The organism is Brevundimonas sp. UBA5713, from assembly GCF_002419815.1.
In the GTDB taxonomy this organism is placed as follows: Bacteria; Pseudomonadota; Alphaproteobacteria; order Caulobacterales; family Caulobacteraceae; genus Brevundimonas.
The window spans coordinates 31,329-52,106 of the sequence record NZ_DIGV01000005.1; the positions used below are offsets into that span (position 1 = coordinate 31,329).

Genomic DNA, 20,778 nt, shown 5'->3' on the forward strand with positions numbered 1-20,778 from the left:
GAGTTTCGCTATGACCACCTTCCAGTCCATTGACCCCACCACCGGCGAAGTCGTTTGGGAGGGGGCTGAAACCTCTCCTGATCAGGTTGCCGCCGCCGTGGCCAAGGCCCGCGCCGCCCTGACGGACTGGGCGGTGCGCCCGCGCGAAGAGCGCATTGCCGTGCTGAAGGCCTATCAGGCCAAGCTGAAAGAGCGCGCGACCGAGATCGCCGAGACCATCAGCCGCGAAACAGGCAAGGCGCTTTGGGAAACCCAAGGCGAAGTCGGCTCCATGCAGGGCAAGGTCGACATCTCCATCCGTGCCTATGATGAACGCACGGGCGAGCGCAGCAATGACACTGCCTTTGGCCGCGCTGTCCTGCGCCATCGTCCACACGGTGTGGCGGCGGTGCTTGGCCCGTTCAACTTCCCCGGCCACCTGCCAAACGGCCATATCGTACCGGCCCTGCTGGCCGGCGATACGGTCGTATTCAAACCCTCCGAGGAGGCTCCCAAGACGGGCGAACTGATGGTGCAGTGCCTGCTCGACGCAGGCGTGCCGGACGGCGTAATCAACCTTGTCCAAGGCGGCAAGGAGGTCGGTGCGGCTCTGCTGGACCAAAAGATCGACGCCCTGATGTTCACCGGCTCGGGCGCGGCGGGCGCGCATTTCCGCAAGAAGTTTGCCGATGATCCGCACGTGATCCTCGCGCTGGAACTGGGCGGCAACAATCCGTTGGTGGTCTGGGACGTGGCCGATGCAGAGGCCGCCGCTACCCATGTGGTGCAGTCCGCCTTCATCACCACGGGTCAACGTTGCTCGTGCGCGCGACGCCTGATTGTGCCGCAAGGTGAAAAAGGCGACGCCATCGTCGACGCGGTGGCCGCCATTGCCGACCGCCTCACCTTCGGGGCGTGGAACGGCAATGAGGAAGTTTACGGCGGCCCGCTGATCTCGGCCCGCGCTGCCCAAAAGGCCTTGGCTGATCTGCAAGCCCGTATCAACGCCGGTGCCAAGGTGATCCGGGCTTCTGGCCCGATCGACGGCCTGTCGGACGCCTTCGTCAAACCCGCCATCATCGATGTGACGGGCGTGGACGTACCGGACGAGGAAATCTTCGCCCCCTTCCTGTCGGTCATCCGCGTGGACAGCTTCGAGGCCGCACTGGAAGCCGCCAACGCCACCCGCTATGGCCTGTCGGCGGGCCTGATCAGTGACGACACTGCCCTTTGGGATCGCTTCATCACCACCATCCGCGCGGGCGTGGTGAACTTCAACCGCCCCACCACCGGTGCCGCGGGCGACATGCCCTTTGGCGGCCTCGGCGCCAGCGGCAACCACCGCCCCAGCGCCTATTACGCCGCCGACTACTGCGCATATCCGGTCGCCAGCTTCGAAGCCGCTTTGGTCAAGAACATCACCAGCGAAATCAAAGGCCTAAAGCAATGATTTCCAATGGGCGTATAGATCGTCGTATCGGCCCTCAAAGCCTTGTTGAAAAAATAAAAGAAAATTCTTCATTCCCAATTTGTTTAGCATCCGCATCTGTAATCTTATTTATTTTCGTTACTTTTGTAGAGATATGGTTCGGTAGCTCTCCTCGGATAGCAATCGTCATAGGACATGTCGCATTTATAGTGTTCACTGTATTTATGACCATTATTAGCCTCTACTTTCGAGGCTGGAACTGGATTGAATTTTTTATTTCGATATTTTTGACTGCGTCGATATTTATTACATATCTGTTTTTTATAATGCCTCTACTCATAACTTACATTAGCACCTTTGCGACAATTTCCCCCGACTACACGACCATCATTCCGACAGCGCCATGACCCAAGCAATTGAAGCCAATGCTGATGGCCTGATTGGGCCGACCCATTCCTATGCGGGGCTGTCGCCGGGCAATCTGGCGTCCAGCCTGAACAAGGCCAAGGCGTCGTCGCCACGGGCGGCGGTGTTGCAGGGCTTGGACAAGATGAAGATGCTGGCCGACCTCGGTCTGCCGCAGTTTGTGCTGCCCCCGCATGAGCGGCCCAACATTCCCTTTCTGCGCTCCATCGGCTTTGCGGGCACCGACAAACAGGTGCTGGAAAAGGCGTGGAAGGAGGCCCCGACCTTTGCGGCGGCGGCGTGCTCTGCCTCGCCCATGTGGGCGGCCAATGCGGCGACCGTGACCCCAAGCGCCGACAGCGACGATGGTCGCGTGCATTTCACGCCTGCCAATCTGGTGACCAATCTGCACCGCAGTCTGGAGCATCAGCAGACACAAGCGGCCCTGCACGCCCTGTTTCCCGACACAACGCGTTTTGCGGTTCACAATGCCCTGCGCCCCGTCGGCCATCTGGCGGATGAAGGGGCGGCCAACCACGTGCGCCTATGCGCCGATCACGGAGAGCGCGGCGTCAATCTGATGGTCTGGGGGCGTGAGGCGTTTGAGGCGTGGGATGGCCCCTTCCCTGCGCGTCAGACGCGCGAGGCCTGTGACGCCATCATGCGTCGCCACACGGCCTCGGGCGTGGTGCTGGCCCGTCAGGGCAAGGCGGCTATTGCGGGCGGTACCTTCCACAACGATGTGGTCTGCGTCGGCGCACTGGACACGCTGTTTTTCCACGAACTGGCCTTTGAGGACACCGACGGGACCAAGGCCGCCATCCGCGCCGCGGCCCAAGGCTTTGAGCCAAAGTTTGTCGAGGTGTCGGCGGCGGACCTGCCGCTGGAAGACGCCATCAGCAGCTATCTGTTCAACTCCATGCTGATCCGTATTCCGGGCGAAGACCGCCTCACCCTGATCTGCCCGACCGAGACGCGCGACAACCCGCGCAGCCATGCCGTGGCCGAACAGTTGGCCGCATCGAACGGGCCGATTGGCCGTGTCGAATATGTGGACGTGCGCCAATCCATGGCCAATGGCGGTGGCCCCGCGTGCTTGCGCCTGCGCGTAGTGCTAACCGACGATGAACTGGCAGCCACCAATGGCGGCATGCGCATGACCGAGGAACTGCATGCGCGTCTGACCGTATGGGCGCTGCGCTGGTACCGCGACGAGCTGCGCCCTGCTGATCTGGCTGATCCGCTGCTGCTGGAGGAAAGCCGTGGGGCGCTGGACGAACTGACTTCCATCCTGCACCTCGGCAACGACTCCTACCCCTTCCAGCGCGCCTAGGTTTGCGCGATGAGGAAAGTTCCGGCGTGAGCAAAACGCAGGCGAGATCCAGGTGTTTATGAAAGCTGCCGAGCGTCACCGGCCTGTCAAAACACCGTCATCGGGCCGTAGCCCAATCACTCTATCGGAGCGCGCATGATCCAGTCCCGTCGCGCCTTTATGGCCTCCGCTACTGCCCTCGCCCTTGCTGGCTATGCCCGCCGCGCCCAAGCGGTCTCCAACGGCTTCGTTGACGGCCCGTCGCGCAATGAAGTCTTCGGCTATGGACCTTTGAAGCGAGACCCCTACGGCCTGCTGGATCTGCCCGAGGGCTTTTCCTACCGCGTGGTGTCCCAAGTGGGCGATACCATGAGCGACGGCCTGCGTACGCCGGATAAGTTTGACGGCATGGGCTGTTTCCCGCTGGACGACGACCGCGTCATCCTCGTGCGCAACCACGAGGTAAACCCGCTGGACACCAACAAGACCGCGTGGGGGGCCCAGCACCGTCTGGCCGACAACATCGACCGAAGCTCGGTCTTTGGCGTCTATCCCGATCCGGACGGCGGCGTCTATCCGCTGGGCGGCGGCACGACGACGCTGGTCTACAACCTCAAAACCGGAAAGTTGGAACGCAGCCATCTGTCCCTGGGCGGTACGGCGGTCAACTGCGCCGGCGGCAAGACTCCATGGGGGTCTTGGCTCTCGTGCGAGGAAACCGTGGCTGGCGTCAAAGACGGCCTGTCGCAAGACCATGGCTGGGTGTTTGAAGTCCCTGCGAACGCAACAGGCCTGGTAGAGCCCAAGCCGATCAAGGCCATGGGCCGTTTCAAGCACGAAGCCGCCTGTATCGATCCGCGCACGAGCGTCGTCTATATGACCGAAGACGTCGCGGATTCCCTGTTCTACCGCTATCTGCCGGTCGATCCGCGCCATCTGGACAAGGGTGGTCGCCTACAGGCGCTGGCTATTGCCGGTCAGCCCTCCGCCGACACCCGCAACTGGAACAGCGTACTGTGGAAACAGTCCGACACTCTGGCGGTGCAATGGATCGACATGGATGAGGTCGAAAGCCCCAACGGCGATCTGAATCTGCGCGGCCATGCCAAGGGTGCCGCCTTCTTCGCGCGCGGTGAAGGGATCCACTGGGCAGATGACCACCTGTACTTCACCTGCACCTCTGGCGGTGTCGGTCAGCACGGCCAGATCATGCGCTATACCCCCTCGCCGCGGGAAGGCGCGCATGACGAGGCCTTGCAGCCGGGTCAACTGGAACTGTTCATCGAATCTACCGACCGCGCCGTGCTGGACTATGTCGACAACATCACCATCGCGCCCAATGGTCACGTGATCGGCTGCGAGGATCGCAAGGTCGGCACCAACCACATCAAGGGCGTCATGCCCGATGGCCGTATCTATACGATTGCCCGCAATCCCGAGCCACACGACGAAGACGAGACCAACAACGAACTGGCCGGCGTCTGTTTCTCGCCCGACGGACAGACCATGTTCGTGAACCTGTATGCGCCCGGTACGACCGTCGCCATCACAGGTCCGTGGGAAGCTTTCCGCGTCTGATCCCTATTGCAGGGTGTGTTCTACGGGCACGTGGCGCCCATTGACGTCTACATTGAACCAGCGGCGCTCCTGTTGCGCCAGCTGGGGCTGGATGGAATCCGAGGGTACCAAGGCTTCCTCCGCCGCGTAGGCAATCACTGTCGCATCCTCTGCGATGACCAGAACCGAGTAAAAGGGCTGATCGGGTGACAGGTCGCCTGTCTCGTCGACCGGTCCGCAGTAGCGCGCATCGACATCCATGACCAAGCCGTAAAAGGCGTGGTCCCGGTGGCGAACCTGTTGGCCGAGGCCGAACTGTGCGGTGCGATGGCAGGTCATACAGCGGATACGTACGGTCCGACTAATAGTTGCGCTCCTGAGTGCCAATACTTGTACCCAAATGTAATAAAGCGGTTTCGCTTGGGATAAGGTCGGCTGCTTAGACGGGGGGGCTTGGCGAACAGGTGACGCGCGGGCTAACGTGTCGGAGACGGGCGCCACTTTGGACCGCCCACAACCTAAGTCGGCCCCATGCCGGAGACCCCTGGCGCGCCCCCGCGGCGCGACACCCGGTCCCAGCCCCCGAGGCCCCGGCGTTCGGGGGACCCTGGTCGAGAAGCACCCTTGTATGGTGCGCTTGATCTCGGGACCAACAATTGTCGACTGCTCATCGCGCGGCCTTCGCGTGACGGCTTCCGTGTGGTCGATTCCTTCAGCCGCATCGTCAGACTGGGCGAAGGCCTGTCGCGTACAGGTCGCCTCGACGAAGGGGCGATGGACCGCGCCTATGAGGCCCTCGCCTTCTGTGCCGAGCGCATCGCCCGCAAGGGGCTTAAATCCGCTCATCTGGCCGCCGTGGCGACCCAGGCGTGTCGCGCCGCCGAGAACGGGCCGGAGTTCATCGAGCGCGTGCGCCGTGGCACAGGCCTGAACCTGCGCATCATCGACACAGCCGAAGAGGCTCGCCTGTCGGTGGCAGGATGTCTGAACCTGATCGACCCCGAGGCCGAGGCCGTTCTGGTGATCGATGTGGGTGGCGGCTCGACCGAACTGTCGTGGATGCGCCGCACCGAAACCGGTCAGGAAACCGTTGGCTGGACGTCCGTGCCCATGGGCGTGGTCACTCTGGCCGAACGTCACCCCGAGCCCACCACCTCGCCGCAGGTCTGGTATGAGGCCATGGTCGCCGATGTAGCTGCCGCCATCGATAAGGGCGCGCCCAAGGATGCGACGTACCATGCCCTGTATGAGCAAGGTCGTGCCCACATGGTCGGCACCTCAGGCGCGATCACCAGTCTGGCAGGTATCCATCTGGGTCTGCGCCGTTATCAGCGCGATCTGGTCGATGGTCTGTGGATGACGCGCGCCGATTGCGAGCGGGCCGCCAATCGCCTGATCAAATTGGGTCCGGCAGGCCGTGCGGCAGAAAACTGCATCGGGCCGGATCGTGCAGATCTGGTGCTGGCCGGCGCGGCCATCCTTGAGGCGGTTCAGCGTGCATGGCCGTGCGAGCGGGTGCGCGTGGCCGATCGCGGCCTGAGAGAAGGTCTGCTGTTGACCCTGATGCAGGACCCGCCGCGCCCGACACGCAAGCGTAAACGTCGGCGGCGCAGAAGCCGTCCGCGCGGCGCGGCGACATCCTCCTCCTCCTCGACGACGGACTAGATCAGGGAGCGGTCACCCGCGCATTGATGGGCACATCGCAGACCGAAAAATCGGCACCGCGCGCCTGACGCACGCTTTCCACCCGCGCGGCAAAAGCCGTGCTGCGGGTGTCTTCCACCTGAACCACGGGCCGCTCGGCCTCAGGCAGCTGATCGCCCATGCGCACGCGGGTCATCACATCTGGCTCATCCACCATGCCGCTGGGTAGAGGGCTGTCTTTCAACCCGTTGACCACCGACTGGCCGTCGATCACGCGGCCCCAGACGGTGTAGCGTTTATCCAGCGATGGATAGGCCGCGCGCATCAGGAAGAACTGGGCATTGGCGCTATTCTCAGCCGTGTCGCGCGCCATACCCGCCACGCCCTCGCAATAGGTGGCCCAAGCGTGAACCTTGCCGTCATATGAGCGGGCAAAATAGCTGTCCGGCTGCGTAATCACCGGCACCGTGTCCATAAAGCCGACCTGCGCGCCGGTCGGACGCGCCACAGCGCTGAAGGTGGACTGCGGATCACGACGGATAGTGAACTCGGCGTCGAGGTCAGGCAGCGGGCTGCTGCCCTCGCCCGTGCCGGTCTGATCGCCGGTCTGGGCCATAAAGCCGTCGATCACGCGATGCCATTTCACGTTGTCATAAAACCCCTGCCCCGCCAGTTCGCGAATGCGCTGAACATGGTTTGGGGCCAGATCGGGGTTCATCTCGACGAGGATGCGGCCCTTATTGGTATCGATCACCAACAAACGTTCGGCCTTAACCGTGCGCCAGTCATCCTGCGCACGGGCTGCGCCCGCACACATCAGGGCCGCGCCAAGAGCGGCGGCTGCAACAAACCTAATCGCTGTCATCACACCGCCCTCCCTGACGGTTTGACGCCCGTTAGCCGATCTGGACCGGAACCTCGACGTCACAGATGTTGAAGCTGGCCCCCTTGGCCGCGCGGGCAGCTTCGATGGCCTGAGTGAACGGCGCACTGCCTGCCACAGCTACACGAACGTTCGGGCGTTCATTTTCCGGCAGGCTGGAGGCCAGACGGGCGCGGGTCACAGTGTCGGCATTGGCCGCCACCGCCCCGTCAGCCGCTTCCGAACCCGGTTGCAGGTTCTTGATCACGTCCAGGCCCTTCAGCACGCGACCAAACACGGTATAGCCGCCGTTCAGGGCATCGTTCTGGCCCGACATCAGGAAAAACTGGCTGTTGGCACTGTTGGGGCTGGCCGCACGGGCCATACCTGCCACACCGCCGCAGAACAGCGGGGTGGCATTCACCTTCATATCGGTGGTCAGGAACATCTGCGCGTCCGGCTGGGTGCCGATGGCGATGCTGCCGACAAAGCCGCGATAGCCTTCGCCTGCGTTCTCGACCGGCACAAAGCCCGCATCGCGACCGCGACGGAAGCTGAACTCGCCCGCGATATCCGGCAGATCGCTGCCGCCCTGTCCGGTGCCCTGCGGATCGCCGGTCTGGGCCATGAAGCCCGGGATCACACGGTGGAATTTCAGGCCGTCGTAAAAGCCGTTCTGCGTCAGAGTGCGGATACGCTCTACGTGGTTCGGGGCCACGCGAGGCTCCAGCTCCACCAGAACCTGCCCCTTGGAGGTGTCGATCACCCACAGATTTTCGGGCGTGACCGTACGCCAGTCGGAAGTCTGGGCAACAGCACCGCCCGCCAGCATAGCCGAGGCGACGACGGCAGAAATCATCAGCTTTTTCATATCAACCTGGGTCTCAGCGCTTGCGCACCTTGTCCAGCACCTCGGCCGCGATGGCGGGGCTGACAAAACTCTCGATATTGCCATTCAACATGGCGATTTCCTTGACCAGACGCGAGGCGATGGCCTGATGACGCGGATCGGCCATCAGGAAGACCGTTTCGATCTCGCTGTTCAGGCGCTGGTTCATCGCCGTCATCTGGAATTCGTATTCAAAGTCGGCCACGGCGCGCAGGCCACGCACGATGCAGTTGGCATTCAGCTCTTCGGCGAAATGCATCAGCAGGCTGCTGAACGGGCGCACTTCCACGGCGTCACCGAACTGGGCCACTTCACGGCGCAGCATTTCCACGCGCTCGTCGGTGGAGAACAGCGGACCCTTGGCATCATTCTGCGCCACGCCGATCACCAGTTTGTCGACCAGCTTCACGGCTCGACCTATGATGTCGAGGTGGCCATTGGTGACCGGATCAAAAGTGCCCGGATAAAGTCCGATACGCATAGGCTTTCCTAAGCCTCCCCAACGTTGAGCGCCCTTCGTTTAGCAGGTGCGAAATCCGCCGAACAGCGGAAATGCTTTCACTTCCCCGTTGATTAGGGTGCGCGGACGATCGCGTGCGGCGGGTGCGAACGCCAGGCCGCTTCCACCTTGGCCAGTAAATCGGGCGCGCCTGCGAAGCGGATGTCGTTGATCGAGGCCAGCCCTGCACAGGGCGTTGCGCTGTTGCAGGCAAAGGCTGCATCCATAACCCCCAGCGCGTCCAGATCGACCACTTCCTGGCGCTGTTCAACGCCCATATCGGCCAGACCCTGCTTGATTAAAATCTGGGCCACGCCATCCAGCATAGCCCCTTTAGGCCAGATCACCGTATCGCTCTGCACGAAGCCAAGGTTCCACGTGCCGCCTTCGGTCAGGCGGCCGAAGCGGTCGATCAGAACCACATCGTCATAGCCCTGTATGCGTGCCTCTCTGCGCGCATGGATCAGGTCAAAGGTCGCCACATGTTTGATCTCGGGCCGATAGCGTTCGTGCACGAGACCCACACAGCGCAACCCTGCTCCTAACGGCGCAGGCGCGGGCGTCACACTGATCAAAACGCCGGGGCGCACCACGGCCTCGGGAGTGCGCGGGGTGATCTGGTCCGAGAACAGGTTGATCTTGATCCACGCCTGCTCGCGTCCGGCCACAGCCTGAGCCAGCCCCCGCTTCACCGCATGGCGGTCAATGTCGGCCCCAAACAGGTCTAGCGCCCATTTCGACAGGCGCGACAGGTGCAGGTCCAGTCCCCTCACCGCGCTGTCTTCCACACGGAACGAAGTATAGGCCCCGTACGACTGGGCACGGATCAGGTCTTGGGTCTCAGCAGATACAAAATGGCCGTCGAGCCACATGACGGGTTCGACGGCCATTAGGCTTAGTCTTCCGAAGCGGTCGGCGCTTCGGTGATCTCGACGGCTTCGCCCTCGATCACACCTTCGGCCTCGATGTCAGCCTCGTCCTCGCCTTGCGATGGCAGGCGCTCGACGGAAACGACGCGCTCGTCCTTGCCGGTGCGGAAGATCATCACGCCCTGGCTGGAGCGGCCCACGATGCGGACCTGTTCGACCGGCGTGCGGATCATCTGGCCACCGTCGGTGACCAGTAGCAGGTCATCGGCGGCGTCCACCGGGAAGGCTGCGGCCAGACGTTTGCCGGCGCGGCCACCCAGACCGTGTGCGGTCAAACCCTGACCACCACGACCGGTGCGGCGGTACTCATAGGCGCTGGAGCGTTTGCCCAGACCGTTTTCGGAAACGGTCAAGATGAACTGCTCGGCAGCCTCCAGTTCGGCGATGCGTTCAGCCGACAGATCGACGGCGGCGACGGCATCATCCTCGGCCTCGGTCGATGCCGCGTCGTCCTCGCCCTCACCAGCCGCAGCGCGGCGCTTGGCGTTGGCATATTTGACGTAAGCCGCGCGCTCTTCCGGCGAAGCGTCCACGCGGCCCAGAACGGCCATGGAGATCACCTCGTCGCCGTCTTGCAGACGGATACCGCGAACGCCCGTCGAGTCACGGCCCTTGAACACGCGCACATCGTCCGCCTTGAAGCGGATGGCGCGGCCCAGAGCGGTCGTCAGCAGGATATCGTCTTCGGCATTACAGATGGCGACACCGACCATGTGGTCGCCGTCTTCCAGCTTCATGGCGATCTTGCCCGCACGGTTCACGGTAGCGAAATCGCTGAGCTTGTTACGACGCACATCGCCCGACTTGGTGGCGAACATGATGTCGTAGTCGCCCCACGTCGCTTCGTCTTCCGGCAGCGGCAGCACGTTCATGATGCTGTCGCCCGGCTCGATCGGCAGCAGGTTGACGAAGGCCTTGCCCTTGGACTGCGGCGTGCCCAGCGGCAGACGCCACGTCTTGAGCTTATAGGCCTTGCCGTTGGTGGCGAAGAACAGGACCGGCGTGTGGGTCGAGGCCGAGAAGACGCCGGTGATGGCATCTTCATCCTTCATCGACATGGCCGAACGGCCCTTACCGCCGCGATGCTGGGTGCGATAGGCATTCAGAGCCACACGCTTCACATAGCCGGTGTGGGTGACGGTCACGACCATGTCCTCACGCGGGATCAGGTCTTCGTCTTCCATCTCGTGATCGCCCTCACCGATGACGGTGCGGCGCGGAACAGCGAACTGCTCCTTCACGGCCAGCAGGTCCTCACGGATGATGGCCAGCACGTTCTTGCGATCCGACAGGATTTCGAGGTGACCGGCGATGGTATCCGCCAGCGACTTGGCCTCGCCAAAAATGTCGTCGCGGCCCAGACCGGTCAGGCGCGAAAGGGTCAGCGCCAGAATGGCCTTGGCCTGTTCGTCGGTCAGCTTGATCAGGCCGCCTTCGACCAGCACCGTGCGCGGGTCGGCGATCAGATCGACCAGAGCCATCATGTCACCCACCGGCCAGGCCTTGGCCTGCAGGCGCTCGCGCGCTTCGGCCGGATCAGCCGACGAACGGATGATGTGGATCACTTCGTCGATATTGGCGACAGCCACAGCCAGACCGACCAAGACGTGACCACGGTCACGGGCCTTGTTCAGTTCGAACTTGATGCGGCGGACGATGACTTCTTCGCGGAACTCGAGGAAGGCTTCCAGCAGGGCGCGCAGGCCCATCTGTTCCGGACGGCCACGGTTCAGCGCCAGCATGTTGACGCCGAACGACGATTGCAGCGCCGTATAACGATAAAGCTGGTTCAGGATCACATCGCCCGAAGCGTCGCGCTTCAGTTCGATGACCATGCGCATGCCGTCGCGGTCGGATTCGTCGCGGACGTCGGAAATGCCTTCCAGACGCTTCTCGCGCACCATCTCGGCGATACGCTCGATCAGGGTCTGTTTATTGACCTGATAGGGCAGCTCGGTGATGACGATGGCTTCGCGATCCTTGCGGATCTCTTCGATCGAGGCCTTGCCGCGCACGATGACCGAACCGCGACCGTCGCGCAGGGCGTTGCGCGGGGCGGTACGGCCCATAATCTCGCCGCCGGTCGGGAAGTCCGGACCCGGAACGATATCCAGCAGGGCATCGTCGGAAATGTTCTCGTCGTCCAGCAGGGCGATCGAGGCGTCGATAACTTCACCGAGGTTATGCGGCGGGATATTCGTCGCCATACCCACGGCGATACCGCCGGCACCGTTGACCAGCAGGTTCGGAATACGGGTCGGCAGAACGACCGGTTCCAGTTCTTTTTCGTCGTAGTTCGGCTGGAAATCGACAGTGTCCTTGTCGATGTCGGTCAGCATGGCCACAGCGGCGTGGGTCATGCGGCACTCGGTGTAACGCATCGAGGCCGGCATATCGCCGTCGACCGAACCGAAATTGCCCTGACCGTCCACCAGCGTCAGGCCCATGGAGAAGTCCTGGGCCATACGGACCAGAGCCATGTAGACGGAGCTGTCACCGTGCGGGTGGAAACGACCCAGCACGTCACCCACAACGCGGGCGCACTTCGAATAGCTGCGCTCGGGCGACATGTTCAGGTCGTGCATCGAATACAGGATGCGGCGGTGAACGGGCTTCAGGCCGTCGCGCGCATCCGGCAGGGCGCGACTAACGATCACACTCATGGCGTAGTCGAGATATGAACGTTTCAGCTCGTTCTCGATAGTGATAGTCGCAATATCGCCGGATGCCGAAGGGGCGCCGTTTTGGTAACTGTCGTCGGTCAAGGAAATCAGGCTTTAAATGGCCGGAATCGGAACGTGATCCGCTAGGGTCGGTTCTAGCACTCTAGGGCCGTCGTGGCAAAAGCTGCGAAGGGCCAAAATGCCGATAGCCAAAGGAAGAATGACAATGAAAAAATCTGCAATCGTCGTTGCCGCTAGCGGGATCATGGCCCTCACCGTCGGGTGCGCCGCCACGGCGCAGGAGAGCCACCATCAGGGTCACGGCGCAGCGCACGCGACGGGACAGGCCGCACCGGCAGCCACCGCGACCAAGACCGTGAACCTGATCAATGGTCAGGGCCAGTCCGCCGGTCAGGTGACGCTGAAACAGGGCCGTACCGGCCTGCTGATGGTGGTCGAAGCCCAAGGCCTGACGCCGGGTTGGCACGGCATCCACCTGCATGCCACTGCCCAATGTGAAGCCCCCTTCACCTCGGCCGGTGCCCACATCAACCATGCCGATCCGAAGGTGCCGCACGGCCTGCTGAACCCGGCCGGTCCCGATGATGGCGACCTGCCGAACATCTTTGCTGACGCCAACGGTGTCGCCAAGGCCGAGCTGTTCAGCACCCGCGCCAGCCTGCAGCAGGGGCTGCCGGGCGTGCTGCTGGCCGATGCCGACGGTTCGGCCATCGTGATCCACGCCAATGCCGACGACCACAGCAGCCAGCCCATTGGCGGTGCCGGCGACCGCGTGGCCTGTGGCGTGATCGAAGCCGCCCGCTAAGACACACTGTCGGCCAAACGACAAAGGGCGGCGCACCGCATGGTGCCCCGCCCTTTTTCTTGACTGAAATCCTGTTGCCCTTAGCGGGCCGCGCCCGACCGCAGGCCCCGCTCGGCAGCCGCCACCACGATCACGCCTGCCATGGTCAGCGAGGCACCAATGATGATCTGGGTGGTCAGCACATCATTCATGAACAGCCAACCCATCAGCACCGACACCACGGTCGAGCCGAGCAGATAGGGCGTCACACGACCTGCCTCGCGTCGCTGGACCAGCCAGAACAACAAGGTGGTCGCCGCCACAGACGACAGCAGACCGGCCCATAGCACGGAGCCCCAAACCAAAGGCGTGGCCGCTCGCGCGCCTTCCAGATGGCCGGTCTCGAACAGGAACGACCCCAGCGCCAGGCTGGGCAAGGCCGTCCATGCCAGAATGCCCTGCATCTTGAGCGGCGGGATGGAGGCGGTGCGGCGGGCAATTACCGTGACAAGCGCCCAGACCGCAGCGCCAAGCGTGCCAAACACAATCCCCTCCCAGTCCGCCAAGGCATGGGGATCCGCGGTCATCCACGCCACGCCGACGAAGGCGACCAGCATGCCGATAATGGCCGATATTTTGACCTTCTCGCCCAACAGCAGGAAGGCAAACAGGGTGGTGAACGGGATCCACATCTGGGTAGCGACCGACACAGGGCTAACGTCCTGCGAGATCGAAAAGGCGTAATAGATCAGTCCATAGTGCACCGGACCGCCTAGCAAGGCGATCAGCACCATGCTCTTCCAATTCGGAAACGGCGGTCGCAGGAACGGCAACAGGCACACGCCTGCGATCATAAAGCGCAGGGACGCCACCATCATCGGCGGCATGTATTCGGTGGCCAGCTTGGCCGCTGCGTTGTTAACGCCCCAAATAATGACGATAGCCGCAATAGCAGCCAACTCCAGGGGACTGAGCTTCTGATCCAACATCGTAATCCGCCCATGCCATAGCCGAAGACCATTGGCTTCTCACGAACAGTGTCAGCGCATTTCGTTCATCTGTCGGGCTTCGCAAGGGCGATCAATACGGCTATGGCGCAGGGCGAATACCGCCACAGCTCCGGCGGTGACAAAGGGATAGTGGCTTATGGTTTTTGGCACCCGACTGATCCGTCGCCTGACGGCTGTGACAGCAATGGTGGGCGCATTGTCCGCGCCCGCTATGGCGTGGGCCGAACCGGTGCTGGTGACCTCACCCACTCCGCTGCCGCTGGACCACAGCCTGCCGCGCCTGTTTCTAGGGGGCAGCATCGACATGGGCGGGGCCCCCGACTGGCAGGCGGCGATGACCCGTGCCCTGTCAGATATGGACGTGGTTATCCTGAATCCGCGTCGGCCTGACTGGAACCCGCAATGGAAGCCCGAAGCGTCCGAGCCCGAGTTCCGCCGTCAGGTGGAATGGGAACTGGCCGCACTGGAAGCCAGTGACGTCATCGTCATGTATTTCGCGCCGGGCACCCAAAGCCCGATCAGCCTGCTGGAAATGGGGCTACACGCCCGCGGCGGCAAACTGATCGTGCTGGCCCCCGACGGCTTTTGGCGCAAAGGCAATGTCGACATCACCGCCGAGGCCTATGGCGTGCGGCAGGTGTCGACAATGGAAGAACTGACCGCAGCGGTCCGTCAGGCCTTGTCCGAGGCCGCTACCAAGAGCCGTTTCGACCGATGAAAAAAAAGGCCGCTGGATGATCCAGCGGCCTTTTTCAGGAAATCTGACGAGACTTAGAACGGAATGTCGTCGTTCAGGTCATAGCTTTCCTTGGGACCCGACGGGCGGTTGGCACCGCCGGTGGAGAAGCCCGAGGAATAGTCGTCGTCGTTGCGGCCGCCACCTTGGCCACCGCCGTAACCGCCGCCCTGACCGCCGTCCGAACGACCACCCAGCATGGTCAGGGTGCCGTTGAAGCGTTGCAGGACGATTTCGGTCGAGTATTTCTCGATGCCTTGGGCGTCGGTGTATTTACGGGTCTGAAGGGCACCCTCGATGTACACGGTCGAGCCCTTCTTCAGATACTGCTCGGCCACCTTGACGATGTTTTCGTTGAAGATGACCACCGAGTGCCACTCGGTCTTTTCCTTGCGCTCGCCGGTCGCTTTGTCGCGCCACGTTTCCGAGGTGGCGATACGCAGGTTTGCGACGCGATCGCCCGAGTTCAGGGTGCGGATTTCCGGATCGCGGCCCAGATTGCCGACCAGAATGACCTTGTTGACGCTACCCGCCATGACCGATGTCCTTAGATTATTTTTGTCCGCCACAGCCTAGCGGACTGCGGCGGAATGTTCCAGTTTCGTTCTGATCCGGTGACCAGAATTAGTTAGGCGCAACCGCAATGGGTTGGCCGTCGATTTGGCGCTGGATGGCACCGGGGATGGCCAGTCGTCCATCGCCCGTGCGGGCCAGCGCAAAGAAGCGTTGTCCGTCCAGCGTCTTGCCGAACTTCACGCCAAAGCGGTCAATGAAGATGTACTGGCCCTGATAGGCCCCCACCAGCTCATTGTTGGATCCGCCCATGCGCAGAAACTTGATGCGCAGCTCCTCTAGACGGGCCGCGCAGAACTCGATCTGCGGCTGGTCACGGGCCACGACATTATAACGGATGCCGTGTTCCTGCGTATCATCCTTGCCGACGTGATAGCACACGCCCTCGTCGAGGGGGGCCTGCGGCTGGCTTTGACAGGCTGAAAGCGCCAAGGCCGATCCGGCCAGCAAGAATGTCAGAGCGAAAGATTTCATCTTACAGGTCCGGGAATTGGCAGGCGCGGTTCTGGGCCGCCAGAGTGGTGAAGCGGCTGTTGTCGGACGACTGTTCCACGCGGCGCGGTACCAGACGCAAGGTCACATCATTCCAACGGCCATATTGGGCCTCGCCCGGCGAACGCACACAGGTGCCGGAATAAAGGGCCTGCGCACAGGCACCGATGGACATTCCGGTGCCAACCTGACGCCATTCCGAGCCGACATGGCGCAGACACACCCCGCCCGTCGCCGACGCTTGGGGAGGCGAGGCCTGAGCCTGCGACGTTGCGCCCGAAGGTTGGCCCGAGGGGGCCACCGTGACCGGTGCTGTCGGTGGGGGGGCGAATGCCGCCGTAGGGGCCGCAGCCAGCGCACCCGTGGAATCCAGACCCACGTCCAGCGCACTGGAGGCTACCCCGTTACGGTTGGCGCAGTCAGCCAAAGTGGCCATGCCGACAAACTGGCCGTCCACGAAGCATCGCAGCTGGCGCGTGGGCTCCAAAGCCGGAGCCTCTGCCAGATCGATTTTCAAGCCGCCTTCAGCAGCGGGCGGAACCGCATTTGGATCATTGGCCTTACCCGCCCCGAATACGAGGGCAGCTGCAACGCCAGCCAATACAGCCAGTCCCGCGCCGACCATCAGAACTGTGCGGGTGTCTTTTGAAAAAGCCATTCGGGTCTCGACGCCAGTGATGGCTTCAATAACCCTTACCGCGCCCCCCACGTCAACTGTCAGGGTCGCCAGCCTTGTTGACAGTCCGTCAGCCGCCGGACAAGCGGGCCAAGGCCGCTTGGTAGTTGGCGATCTGGTTTTGCATGTACAGCGACGGCGCGCCGACGACCTGTTTGCCCGCATTCAGCATGGTAGGGCTCATGGCGCGATAGGCCTCGCGCACGGCGCGCATGGCCGACTGGACATAGTCCCGCGCTTTCAGGGCGGCGTCGGCGCTGGACAGATTCAGGCTGGCTGGCAGATCAAGGCCGATGGTTTTGCGCTTGTCATCGGTCTTGCCGACATAGCCCGCCGTCAGACCCAAGCCCGCCAACGCGTCCCGCCCCGTCTCGCCCGCCGAGATCAAGGCCCCCTTACGACCATCGGCATTGGTTATGGTCAGATACTGCGCCCCACCGGCCAACACGCGGCTGTCGCCTTCTGTTGCGCCCGCCCCTTCCCGATCCGTCGAAACCGTCACCTTCAGATGGCGGCCCGAGGCGGTTTCGATCTTGGTCGCCAAGGTTTGCAGCGTGTCGCGCGCGTCGATGGTGACGGCAGTTTTCCGATTGGTGTTGGGGTTGGTGACGTAGAAACGGTCACCGACACGCAGGCCTGTCGCCTCAACGACCTTTTGCGACAGGTCCTGAACCAGTTCGCCCTGCGGCAGGCCGAGACGATCCAGCACGCTGCTGCCGTTCTGCGTGACCGACAAGGTCAGCGGGGTGGCCTTCTGCTTGTCGCCCGTCCACGTACGGCTCCAGTCCACGGCCCCTGTCTGGGCGTCCAGCTTGGCCAGATAGGCGGTCGTTGGGTCGGTGTCCTTGGCGGTGCGGGTGCCGTTCCACGCCCCGGTCAGCCAGACCTCGCCGTTCACGACCTTGACGTCGGCGGCGGTGTCTTCGCCTTCGGTGCCGTAATAGGTCAGGCGGTCGCTGCCAGCGGCATTCAGATCGGTCGAAAGACTGGCGACAAAGGCGTCAGAACCACCGGCATGGGCGCGTGTAACGGTGCCTGCGTTGAGCCCGCTGTTGCGCGTGGCCCCCGAGACAATCAGCTTGCCATCGGCCACCGCGATACCGGCAATCTCGCCACTGTGTGACGCCCCCAGATTGCGCGTGTTCAGAAGTTCGGGAGCACCGCCCGCGCCAATGCGGAAGTGGCGCACGACAAAGCTGCCGTTCTCGATACCCGCTGTGTAGAGATTGTCTCCATCGACGGTCATGGCCTGCACATTATCGTCGCCGACCGTGCCGAACTGTTGGGCTCCAAGCGAAACCCCGACAACGGGAGCTGCCGCATGGGACTGGTTTTCGCCAAAGACCTGAACATAGCCGTCCCAGCCACCAACGGTCCCCGCCCCCGGCATGGCCGACTGGGCCCGTCCCGACACATAGACGCGGCCATCGCTGCCGAACGAAACCGCCGTCGCCTCATCGGCTGCGCGCGCGCCGCGCGACTGGGTCCATTGCTCCACGCCGTGAGCGTCAAACACGGTGACGAAGCTGTCGGACAGATTGGCATTGGCCACGCTCTGACCGGGGATCAGGCCACCCGTAACCGAACCGGCCACGGCCACGCGGCCGTCATCAGCCACCGAAATCGCATAACCCGCGCCCTGCGACGCCGCACCAAGGCCACGGCTGACCACCACCTGCCCTGCAGAGTCCAACTTCATCAGCACGACATCGGACTGACCGCGCACGGAGTGACCGCCAGACGAGGTGGTCATGTCCGCCACGATCCACATGCCGCCGTCGGCGGTCGCCGCCGAAGCCCGAACCGCGCTCAGCCCGTCGGGCAGTATGGTCTGGTGGGTGCGGCCCTCGACCCAGTTATTTTCGCCAATACCGTTGGAGCCCGAGGCGTTAGGGTCGAATTTCAGCGTCTGGCGCTGGCCCGGAATGCCTGTGCCCTGAACCACCTGAACGGCTGTACCGGTTGTGGGGACGGTAAAACCAACCGTCTCGACCGAGCTACCGGTGACGGTCAGACCCCAGCTGGAAGAGGTCGACGGCAGGGTGATGGTGCGGTCGCCCACCTTCATGGTGCGCTCTTCGCCCTTGATATCCTGCCGGCTGAAACGTGTTTCGACGCCAGCGGCTTCCAGCTTGCCGTTGATGTGCTGGATGACCTTGTCCATGGTGCGCGGCTCGGCACCCATGTCGTTCAGATTGATGTCAATGGTCTTGGTGGTGCTGCCACTGCGAACAGTGATGCCAAAGCGCACATCGCCCTGAAACGCCTCGACCGGATCGGACAGCGAGCCGCTGTGGATGGCACCGGTATTATAGACATGGTTGTCGCGCGCGATCTTGGTGGTGGATTGGGCGCGGCTGGACGAAACGCCGTTGATCAAGCGCACCGTGTCCACCTGACTGCCCGCCGTAGCCAGATAGGCCGTCACTTCCTTCATACCCGCCGCAAAACGCTGCTCCAGACGGGCAGCCTCGGCCTTGGGCACATTCTTGTCGAGGGCGCGCATCGACAAGGCTTCCAGCATTTGCAGACCCGTGTGCAGGGCAAACAGGGTGCGATACTCGCTCGAGGTTTTCGTGCGCAGATCAAGCTTGTTGGCCCCTTCGTCGATGAAGCGACGGCCGTTCAGCGCCGAACGCAGCAGTTCGGACTGGGTTGGCTGTTTGTCGGCCACGGCGCCCGACCACGGTGCGGTCGGTTGCGCCTTGACGGGGGCCGCAGCCACGGGCGCGCCGAAGGCACTGGTATCCAGCCCCCACAGTCCCAGCAGATAGCTGTTGTCGATCCGCGACACGGCGCACTCCTTTGCCCACCTAGCTTTACAGTATCCGCGACCGGAAATCGTTAACTGCGGCGCTTAATGCGGACACGAAAAAACCGGCTGCGACCTATGCCGCAGCCGGTTTCAGAAGCGTGTCTCCCTGCCCGCTGTTTACTGGAACAGCGAAAGGATGATCTGCGGGGCCTGATTGGCGATCGACAGCGATTGCGCGCCAAGCTGTTGCTGGACCTGCAAGGCTTGCAGTCGGGCGCTTTCCTTGGCCAGATCGGCATCCACCAGATTGCCGACGCCCACTTCCAGCGAGTCCATCAGCTTGCCGACGAAGATGTTGTGCTTTTCAATCTGCTTGGCTTGGGCCCCCAACTCGGCGAGACGCGAGTTCGAGGTTTGCAAAGCCTCTTCGACGCGGGCCAGTGCCGCCTCGGCGTCTGCAGTTTCCAGCAGGCTTGGCGCGTCAACGTTCGGGGTTACCGTGGCATCAGCCGCCAAGCCCAGACCGGCCAAGGTGAGATCCTGACGGTTCAGGTCGATCTTTTCCTGCGCATCGGCGCTGGCCAGGAAAGAAAGCGGAACGGCGGCGTTCGCGCCGTTTAGAATGTTCTCGCCATCAAAGGTGGCGTTGTCGGCAAACGATTGCAGCGACTTGAGCAGCGACTGGAACTCGTCGTCATAGGCCTTGCGCGAGGCTTCCGAGGCGGACGGATCCGCAGCAGCCACGGCCTTGGCCTTCAGTTCGACGATGATATCGGAAATCTGGGCACCAGCGGCCAGCGAGACGTCTGCGATCGACGTGGCGCGGTTCAGGCTGGATTTAACGGAGTCGAGAGCCGACGTATCGGCGCGCTGGTTCTGGGCGATGGCCCACGTTGCAGCATTGTCTTTGGCGCCCTGCACTTTCAAACCGGTGCTGATCCGGTTCTGCGTAGAGGACAGTTTGGAATTCGTATTATTCAGATTCTGCAGCGCAATCAGCGCAGAGCTGTTTGTATGAACGCTTGTGGTCATGGCTTCGACGCCCCCGGACTTTCTGTACCGACTTCACCATTAACCATGAGTCGTGAGCGTATGGTTAACACAGAAAAAACCATGATTGCGCCGCCCGGCATTGCTATCCGGGGGCGCTGGCACCGCCAGGGGTGCGAGCCGAGATTTTGAACAACCGCGCCGTGGGGGACTGGCGCGAAAGTCTTTAGACCGAGGTCTTGACCAGACCACCCTGCTGGTAGGCGGGGTCGGTGATCATCTTTTCAACGTGCTCGTTAGGCAGTTGGCGGATGACCTCGCCGGTGTGCGAGTCCAGCACCTTATAGACATAGCGGTGCGAGCTGACCGGCTCGATGACCAGACGCTGCTGCCCCAGATCCGGCGCTTGGCGACGGCTGGCGCTCTCGGCAGGAGCCGGAGCGGGGGTCAGATCCTGTTTCATCGTCTCGGCAGGAACGCTGGAAGCGCCCCCTAAGGCGGAGATGGTATCTGTCATGTCTGTTCGCGCCTTTTGCGCGTCCTTTCATAGTGAGTGATGAGGGCGGGCGAACG

Annotated in this window: 19 protein-coding genes; 6 read left to right on the plus strand and 13 right to left on the minus strand. The window is 62.6% G+C overall.

Annotated features, from left to right (window positions below; translation table 11 throughout):
- Nucleotides 1-10: 10 nt before the first annotated feature.
- The 3 genes from astD to B3B04_RS00510 all read left to right on the plus strand — a co-directional run bounded on the left by astD (nucleotide 11) and on the right by B3B04_RS00510 (nucleotide 4,703).
- Complete coding sequence (gene astD, locus B3B04_RS00500; protein WP_292038691.1) at nucleotides 11-1,429, plus strand: succinylglutamate-semialdehyde dehydrogenase; 1,419 nt, start codon at nucleotides 11-13, stop codon at nucleotides 1,427-1,429.
- A gap of 382 nt (nucleotides 1,430-1,811) precedes the next feature.
- Nucleotides 1,812-3,146 (plus strand): N-succinylarginine dihydrolase, encoded by a 1,335-nt coding sequence (locus B3B04_RS00505; RefSeq protein WP_292038694.1) that lies wholly within the window; start codon nucleotides 1,812-1,814, stop codon nucleotides 3,144-3,146.
- 135 nt (nucleotides 3,147-3,281) lie between these two features.
- The gene (locus B3B04_RS00510; protein WP_292038696.1) at nucleotides 3,282-4,703 is read left to right on the plus strand and encodes an alkaline phosphatase PhoX; all 1,422 of its coding nucleotides are present in this window, start codon (nucleotides 3,282-3,284) and stop codon (nucleotides 4,701-4,703) included.
- 3 nt (nucleotides 4,704-4,706) lie between these two features.
- Here the strand turns inward: B3B04_RS00510 and hspQ are convergent, their stop codons facing one another.
- The gene (gene hspQ, locus B3B04_RS00515) at nucleotides 4,707-5,021 is read right to left on the minus strand and encodes a heat shock protein HspQ (protein ID WP_292038699.1); all 315 of its coding nucleotides are present in this window, start codon (nucleotides 5,019-5,021) and stop codon (nucleotides 4,707-4,709) included.
- 192 nt (nucleotides 5,022-5,213) lie between these two features.
- Between hspQ and B3B04_RS00520 the strand changes: the two genes are divergently transcribed.
- The gene (locus B3B04_RS00520) at nucleotides 5,214-6,347 is read left to right on the plus strand and encodes a Ppx/GppA phosphatase family protein (RefSeq protein ID WP_292038703.1); all 1,134 of its coding nucleotides are present in this window, start codon (nucleotides 5,214-5,216) and stop codon (nucleotides 6,345-6,347) included.
- A gap of 1 nt (nucleotide 6,348) precedes the next feature.
- Here B3B04_RS00520 and B3B04_RS00525 read toward each other — a convergent pair whose 3' ends face one another.
- From B3B04_RS00525 to gyrA, 5 genes are all read right to left on the minus strand, one after another.
- Complete coding sequence (locus B3B04_RS00525; protein WP_292038705.1) at nucleotides 6,349-7,191, minus strand: peptidylprolyl isomerase; 843 nt, start codon at nucleotides 7,189-7,191, stop codon at nucleotides 6,349-6,351.
- A 31-nt stretch (nucleotides 7,192-7,222) separates the two neighbouring features.
- Nucleotides 7,223-8,047, minus strand: a complete 825-nt coding sequence (locus B3B04_RS00530; RefSeq protein ID WP_292038708.1) for a peptidylprolyl isomerase — start codon at nucleotides 8,045-8,047, stop codon at nucleotides 7,223-7,225.
- A gap of 25 nt (nucleotides 8,048-8,072) precedes the next feature.
- Nucleotides 8,073-8,558 carry a pantetheine-phosphate adenylyltransferase gene (gene coaD / locus B3B04_RS00535; RefSeq protein WP_292038711.1) on the minus strand — a complete coding sequence of 162 codons (486 nt, stop codon included), beginning with the start codon at nucleotides 8,556-8,558 and terminating at the stop codon, nucleotides 8,073-8,075.
- A 92-nt stretch (nucleotides 8,559-8,650) separates the two neighbouring features.
- Nucleotides 8,651-9,466, minus strand: coding sequence for an aminotransferase class IV (locus B3B04_RS00540; protein WP_292038714.1), 816 nt, complete (start codon nucleotides 9,464-9,466; stop codon nucleotides 8,651-8,653).
- A gap of 5 nt (nucleotides 9,467-9,471) precedes the next feature.
- Nucleotides 9,472-12,270 (minus strand): DNA gyrase subunit A, encoded by a 2,799-nt coding sequence (gene gyrA / locus B3B04_RS00545; RefSeq protein WP_292038716.1) that lies wholly within the window; start codon nucleotides 12,268-12,270, stop codon nucleotides 9,472-9,474.
- Nucleotides 12,271-12,433: 163 nt separating this feature from the next.
- Between gyrA and B3B04_RS00550 the strand changes: the two genes are divergently transcribed.
- Entirely contained in the window at nucleotides 12,434-12,994 is a 561-nt protein-coding gene (locus B3B04_RS00550) for a superoxide dismutase family protein (protein WP_409516062.1), read from the plus strand.
- Nucleotides 12,995-13,074: 80 nt separating this feature from the next.
- Here B3B04_RS00550 and B3B04_RS00555 read toward each other — a convergent pair whose 3' ends face one another.
- On the minus strand, nucleotides 13,075-13,962 hold the full coding sequence (locus B3B04_RS00555; RefSeq protein ID WP_292038722.1) for a DMT family transporter: 888 nt from the start codon (nucleotides 13,960-13,962) through the stop codon (nucleotides 13,075-13,077).
- 157 nt (nucleotides 13,963-14,119) lie between these two features.
- Here B3B04_RS00555 and B3B04_RS00560 point away from each other — a divergent pair, with 157 nt between their 5' ends.
- Nucleotides 14,120-14,701, plus strand: a complete 582-nt coding sequence (locus tag B3B04_RS00560; RefSeq protein ID WP_292038725.1) for a nucleoside 2-deoxyribosyltransferase domain-containing protein — start codon at nucleotides 14,120-14,122, stop codon at nucleotides 14,699-14,701.
- A 53-nt stretch (nucleotides 14,702-14,754) separates the two neighbouring features.
- On the opposite strand, the gene ssb is transcribed toward B3B04_RS00560, so the two are convergent.
- The 6 genes from ssb to B3B04_RS00590 all read right to left on the minus strand — a co-directional run bounded on the left by ssb (nucleotide 14,755) and on the right by B3B04_RS00590 (nucleotide 20,722).
- Nucleotides 14,755-15,255, minus strand: a complete 501-nt coding sequence (gene ssb / locus B3B04_RS00565) for a single-stranded DNA-binding protein (RefSeq protein WP_292038728.1) — start codon at nucleotides 15,253-15,255, stop codon at nucleotides 14,755-14,757.
- Between the two features lie 88 nt (nucleotides 15,256-15,343).
- On the minus strand, nucleotides 15,344-15,766 hold the full coding sequence (locus tag B3B04_RS00570; protein WP_292038731.1) for a hypothetical protein: 423 nt from the start codon (nucleotides 15,764-15,766) through the stop codon (nucleotides 15,344-15,346).
- A gap of 1 nt (nucleotide 15,767) precedes the next feature.
- Complete coding sequence (locus tag B3B04_RS00575; RefSeq protein ID WP_292038733.1) at nucleotides 15,768-16,442, minus strand: hypothetical protein; 675 nt, start codon at nucleotides 16,440-16,442, stop codon at nucleotides 15,768-15,770.
- Between the two features lie 88 nt (nucleotides 16,443-16,530).
- Complete coding sequence (locus B3B04_RS00580) at nucleotides 16,531-19,254, minus strand: transcriptional regulator (protein ID WP_292038735.1); 2,724 nt, start codon at nucleotides 19,252-19,254, stop codon at nucleotides 16,531-16,533.
- A 138-nt stretch (nucleotides 19,255-19,392) separates the two neighbouring features.
- Entirely contained in the window at nucleotides 19,393-20,247 is an 855-nt protein-coding gene (locus B3B04_RS00585; RefSeq protein WP_292038737.1) for a flagellin, read from the minus strand.
- A gap of 184 nt (nucleotides 20,248-20,431) precedes the next feature.
- Nucleotides 20,432-20,722 carry a flagellar protein FlaG gene (locus B3B04_RS00590; protein ID WP_292038739.1) on the minus strand — a complete coding sequence of 97 codons (291 nt, stop codon included), beginning with the start codon at nucleotides 20,720-20,722 and terminating at the stop codon, nucleotides 20,432-20,434.
- Between the last annotated feature and the right edge of the window lie 56 nt (nucleotides 20,723-20,778).

Excerpts from the sequence above, each read along its gene's own strand:
- astD (WP_292038691.1), top strand. The coding sequence starts at position 11 with ATGACCACCTTCCAGTCCATTGACCCCACCACCGGCGAAGTCGTTTGG.
- B3B04_RS00505 (WP_292038694.1), top strand. The coding sequence starts at position 1,812 with ATGACCCAAGCAATTGAAGCCAATGCTGATGGCCTGATTGGGCCGACC.
- B3B04_RS00510 (WP_292038696.1), top strand. The coding sequence starts at position 3,282 with ATGATCCAGTCCCGTCGCGCCTTTATGGCCTCCGCTACTGCCCTCGCC.
- hspQ (WP_292038699.1), bottom strand. The coding sequence starts at position 5,021 with ATGACCTGCCATCGCACCGCACAGTTCGGCCTCGGCCAACAGGTTCGC.
- B3B04_RS00520 (WP_292038703.1), top strand. The coding sequence starts at position 5,214 with ATGCCGGAGACCCCTGGCGCGCCCCCGCGGCGCGACACCCGGTCCCAG.
- B3B04_RS00525 (WP_292038705.1), bottom strand. The coding sequence starts at position 7,191 with ATGACAGCGATTAGGTTTGTTGCAGCCGCCGCTCTTGGCGCGGCCCTG.
- B3B04_RS00530 (WP_292038708.1), bottom strand. The coding sequence starts at position 8,047 with ATGATTTCTGCCGTCGTCGCCTCGGCTATGCTGGCGGGCGGTGCTGTT.
- coaD (WP_292038711.1), bottom strand. The coding sequence starts at position 8,558 with ATGCGTATCGGACTTTATCCGGGCACTTTTGATCCGGTCACCAATGGC.
- B3B04_RS00540 (WP_292038714.1), bottom strand. The coding sequence starts at position 9,466 with ATGGCCGTCGAACCCGTCATGTGGCTCGACGGCCATTTTGTATCTGCT.
- B3B04_RS00550 (WP_409516062.1), top strand. The coding sequence starts at position 12,434 with ATGGCCCTCACCGTCGGGTGCGCCGCCACGGCGCAGGAGAGCCACCAT.
- B3B04_RS00555 (WP_292038722.1), bottom strand. The coding sequence starts at position 13,962 with ATGTTGGATCAGAAGCTCAGTCCCCTGGAGTTGGCTGCTATTGCGGCT.
- B3B04_RS00560 (WP_292038725.1), top strand. The coding sequence starts at position 14,120 with ATGGTTTTTGGCACCCGACTGATCCGTCGCCTGACGGCTGTGACAGCA.
- ssb (WP_292038728.1), bottom strand. The coding sequence starts at position 15,255 with ATGGCGGGTAGCGTCAACAAGGTCATTCTGGTCGGCAATCTGGGCCGC.
- B3B04_RS00570 (WP_292038731.1), bottom strand. The coding sequence starts at position 15,766 with ATGAAATCTTTCGCTCTGACATTCTTGCTGGCCGGATCGGCCTTGGCG.
- B3B04_RS00575 (WP_292038733.1), bottom strand. The coding sequence starts at position 16,442 with ATGGCTTTTTCAAAAGACACCCGCACAGTTCTGATGGTCGGCGCGGGA.
- B3B04_RS00585 (WP_292038737.1), bottom strand. The coding sequence starts at position 20,247 with ATGACCACAAGCGTTCATACAAACAGCTCTGCGCTGATTGCGCTGCAG.
- B3B04_RS00590 (WP_292038739.1), bottom strand. The coding sequence starts at position 20,722 with ATGACAGATACCATCTCCGCCTTAGGGGGCGCTTCCAGCGTTCCTGCC.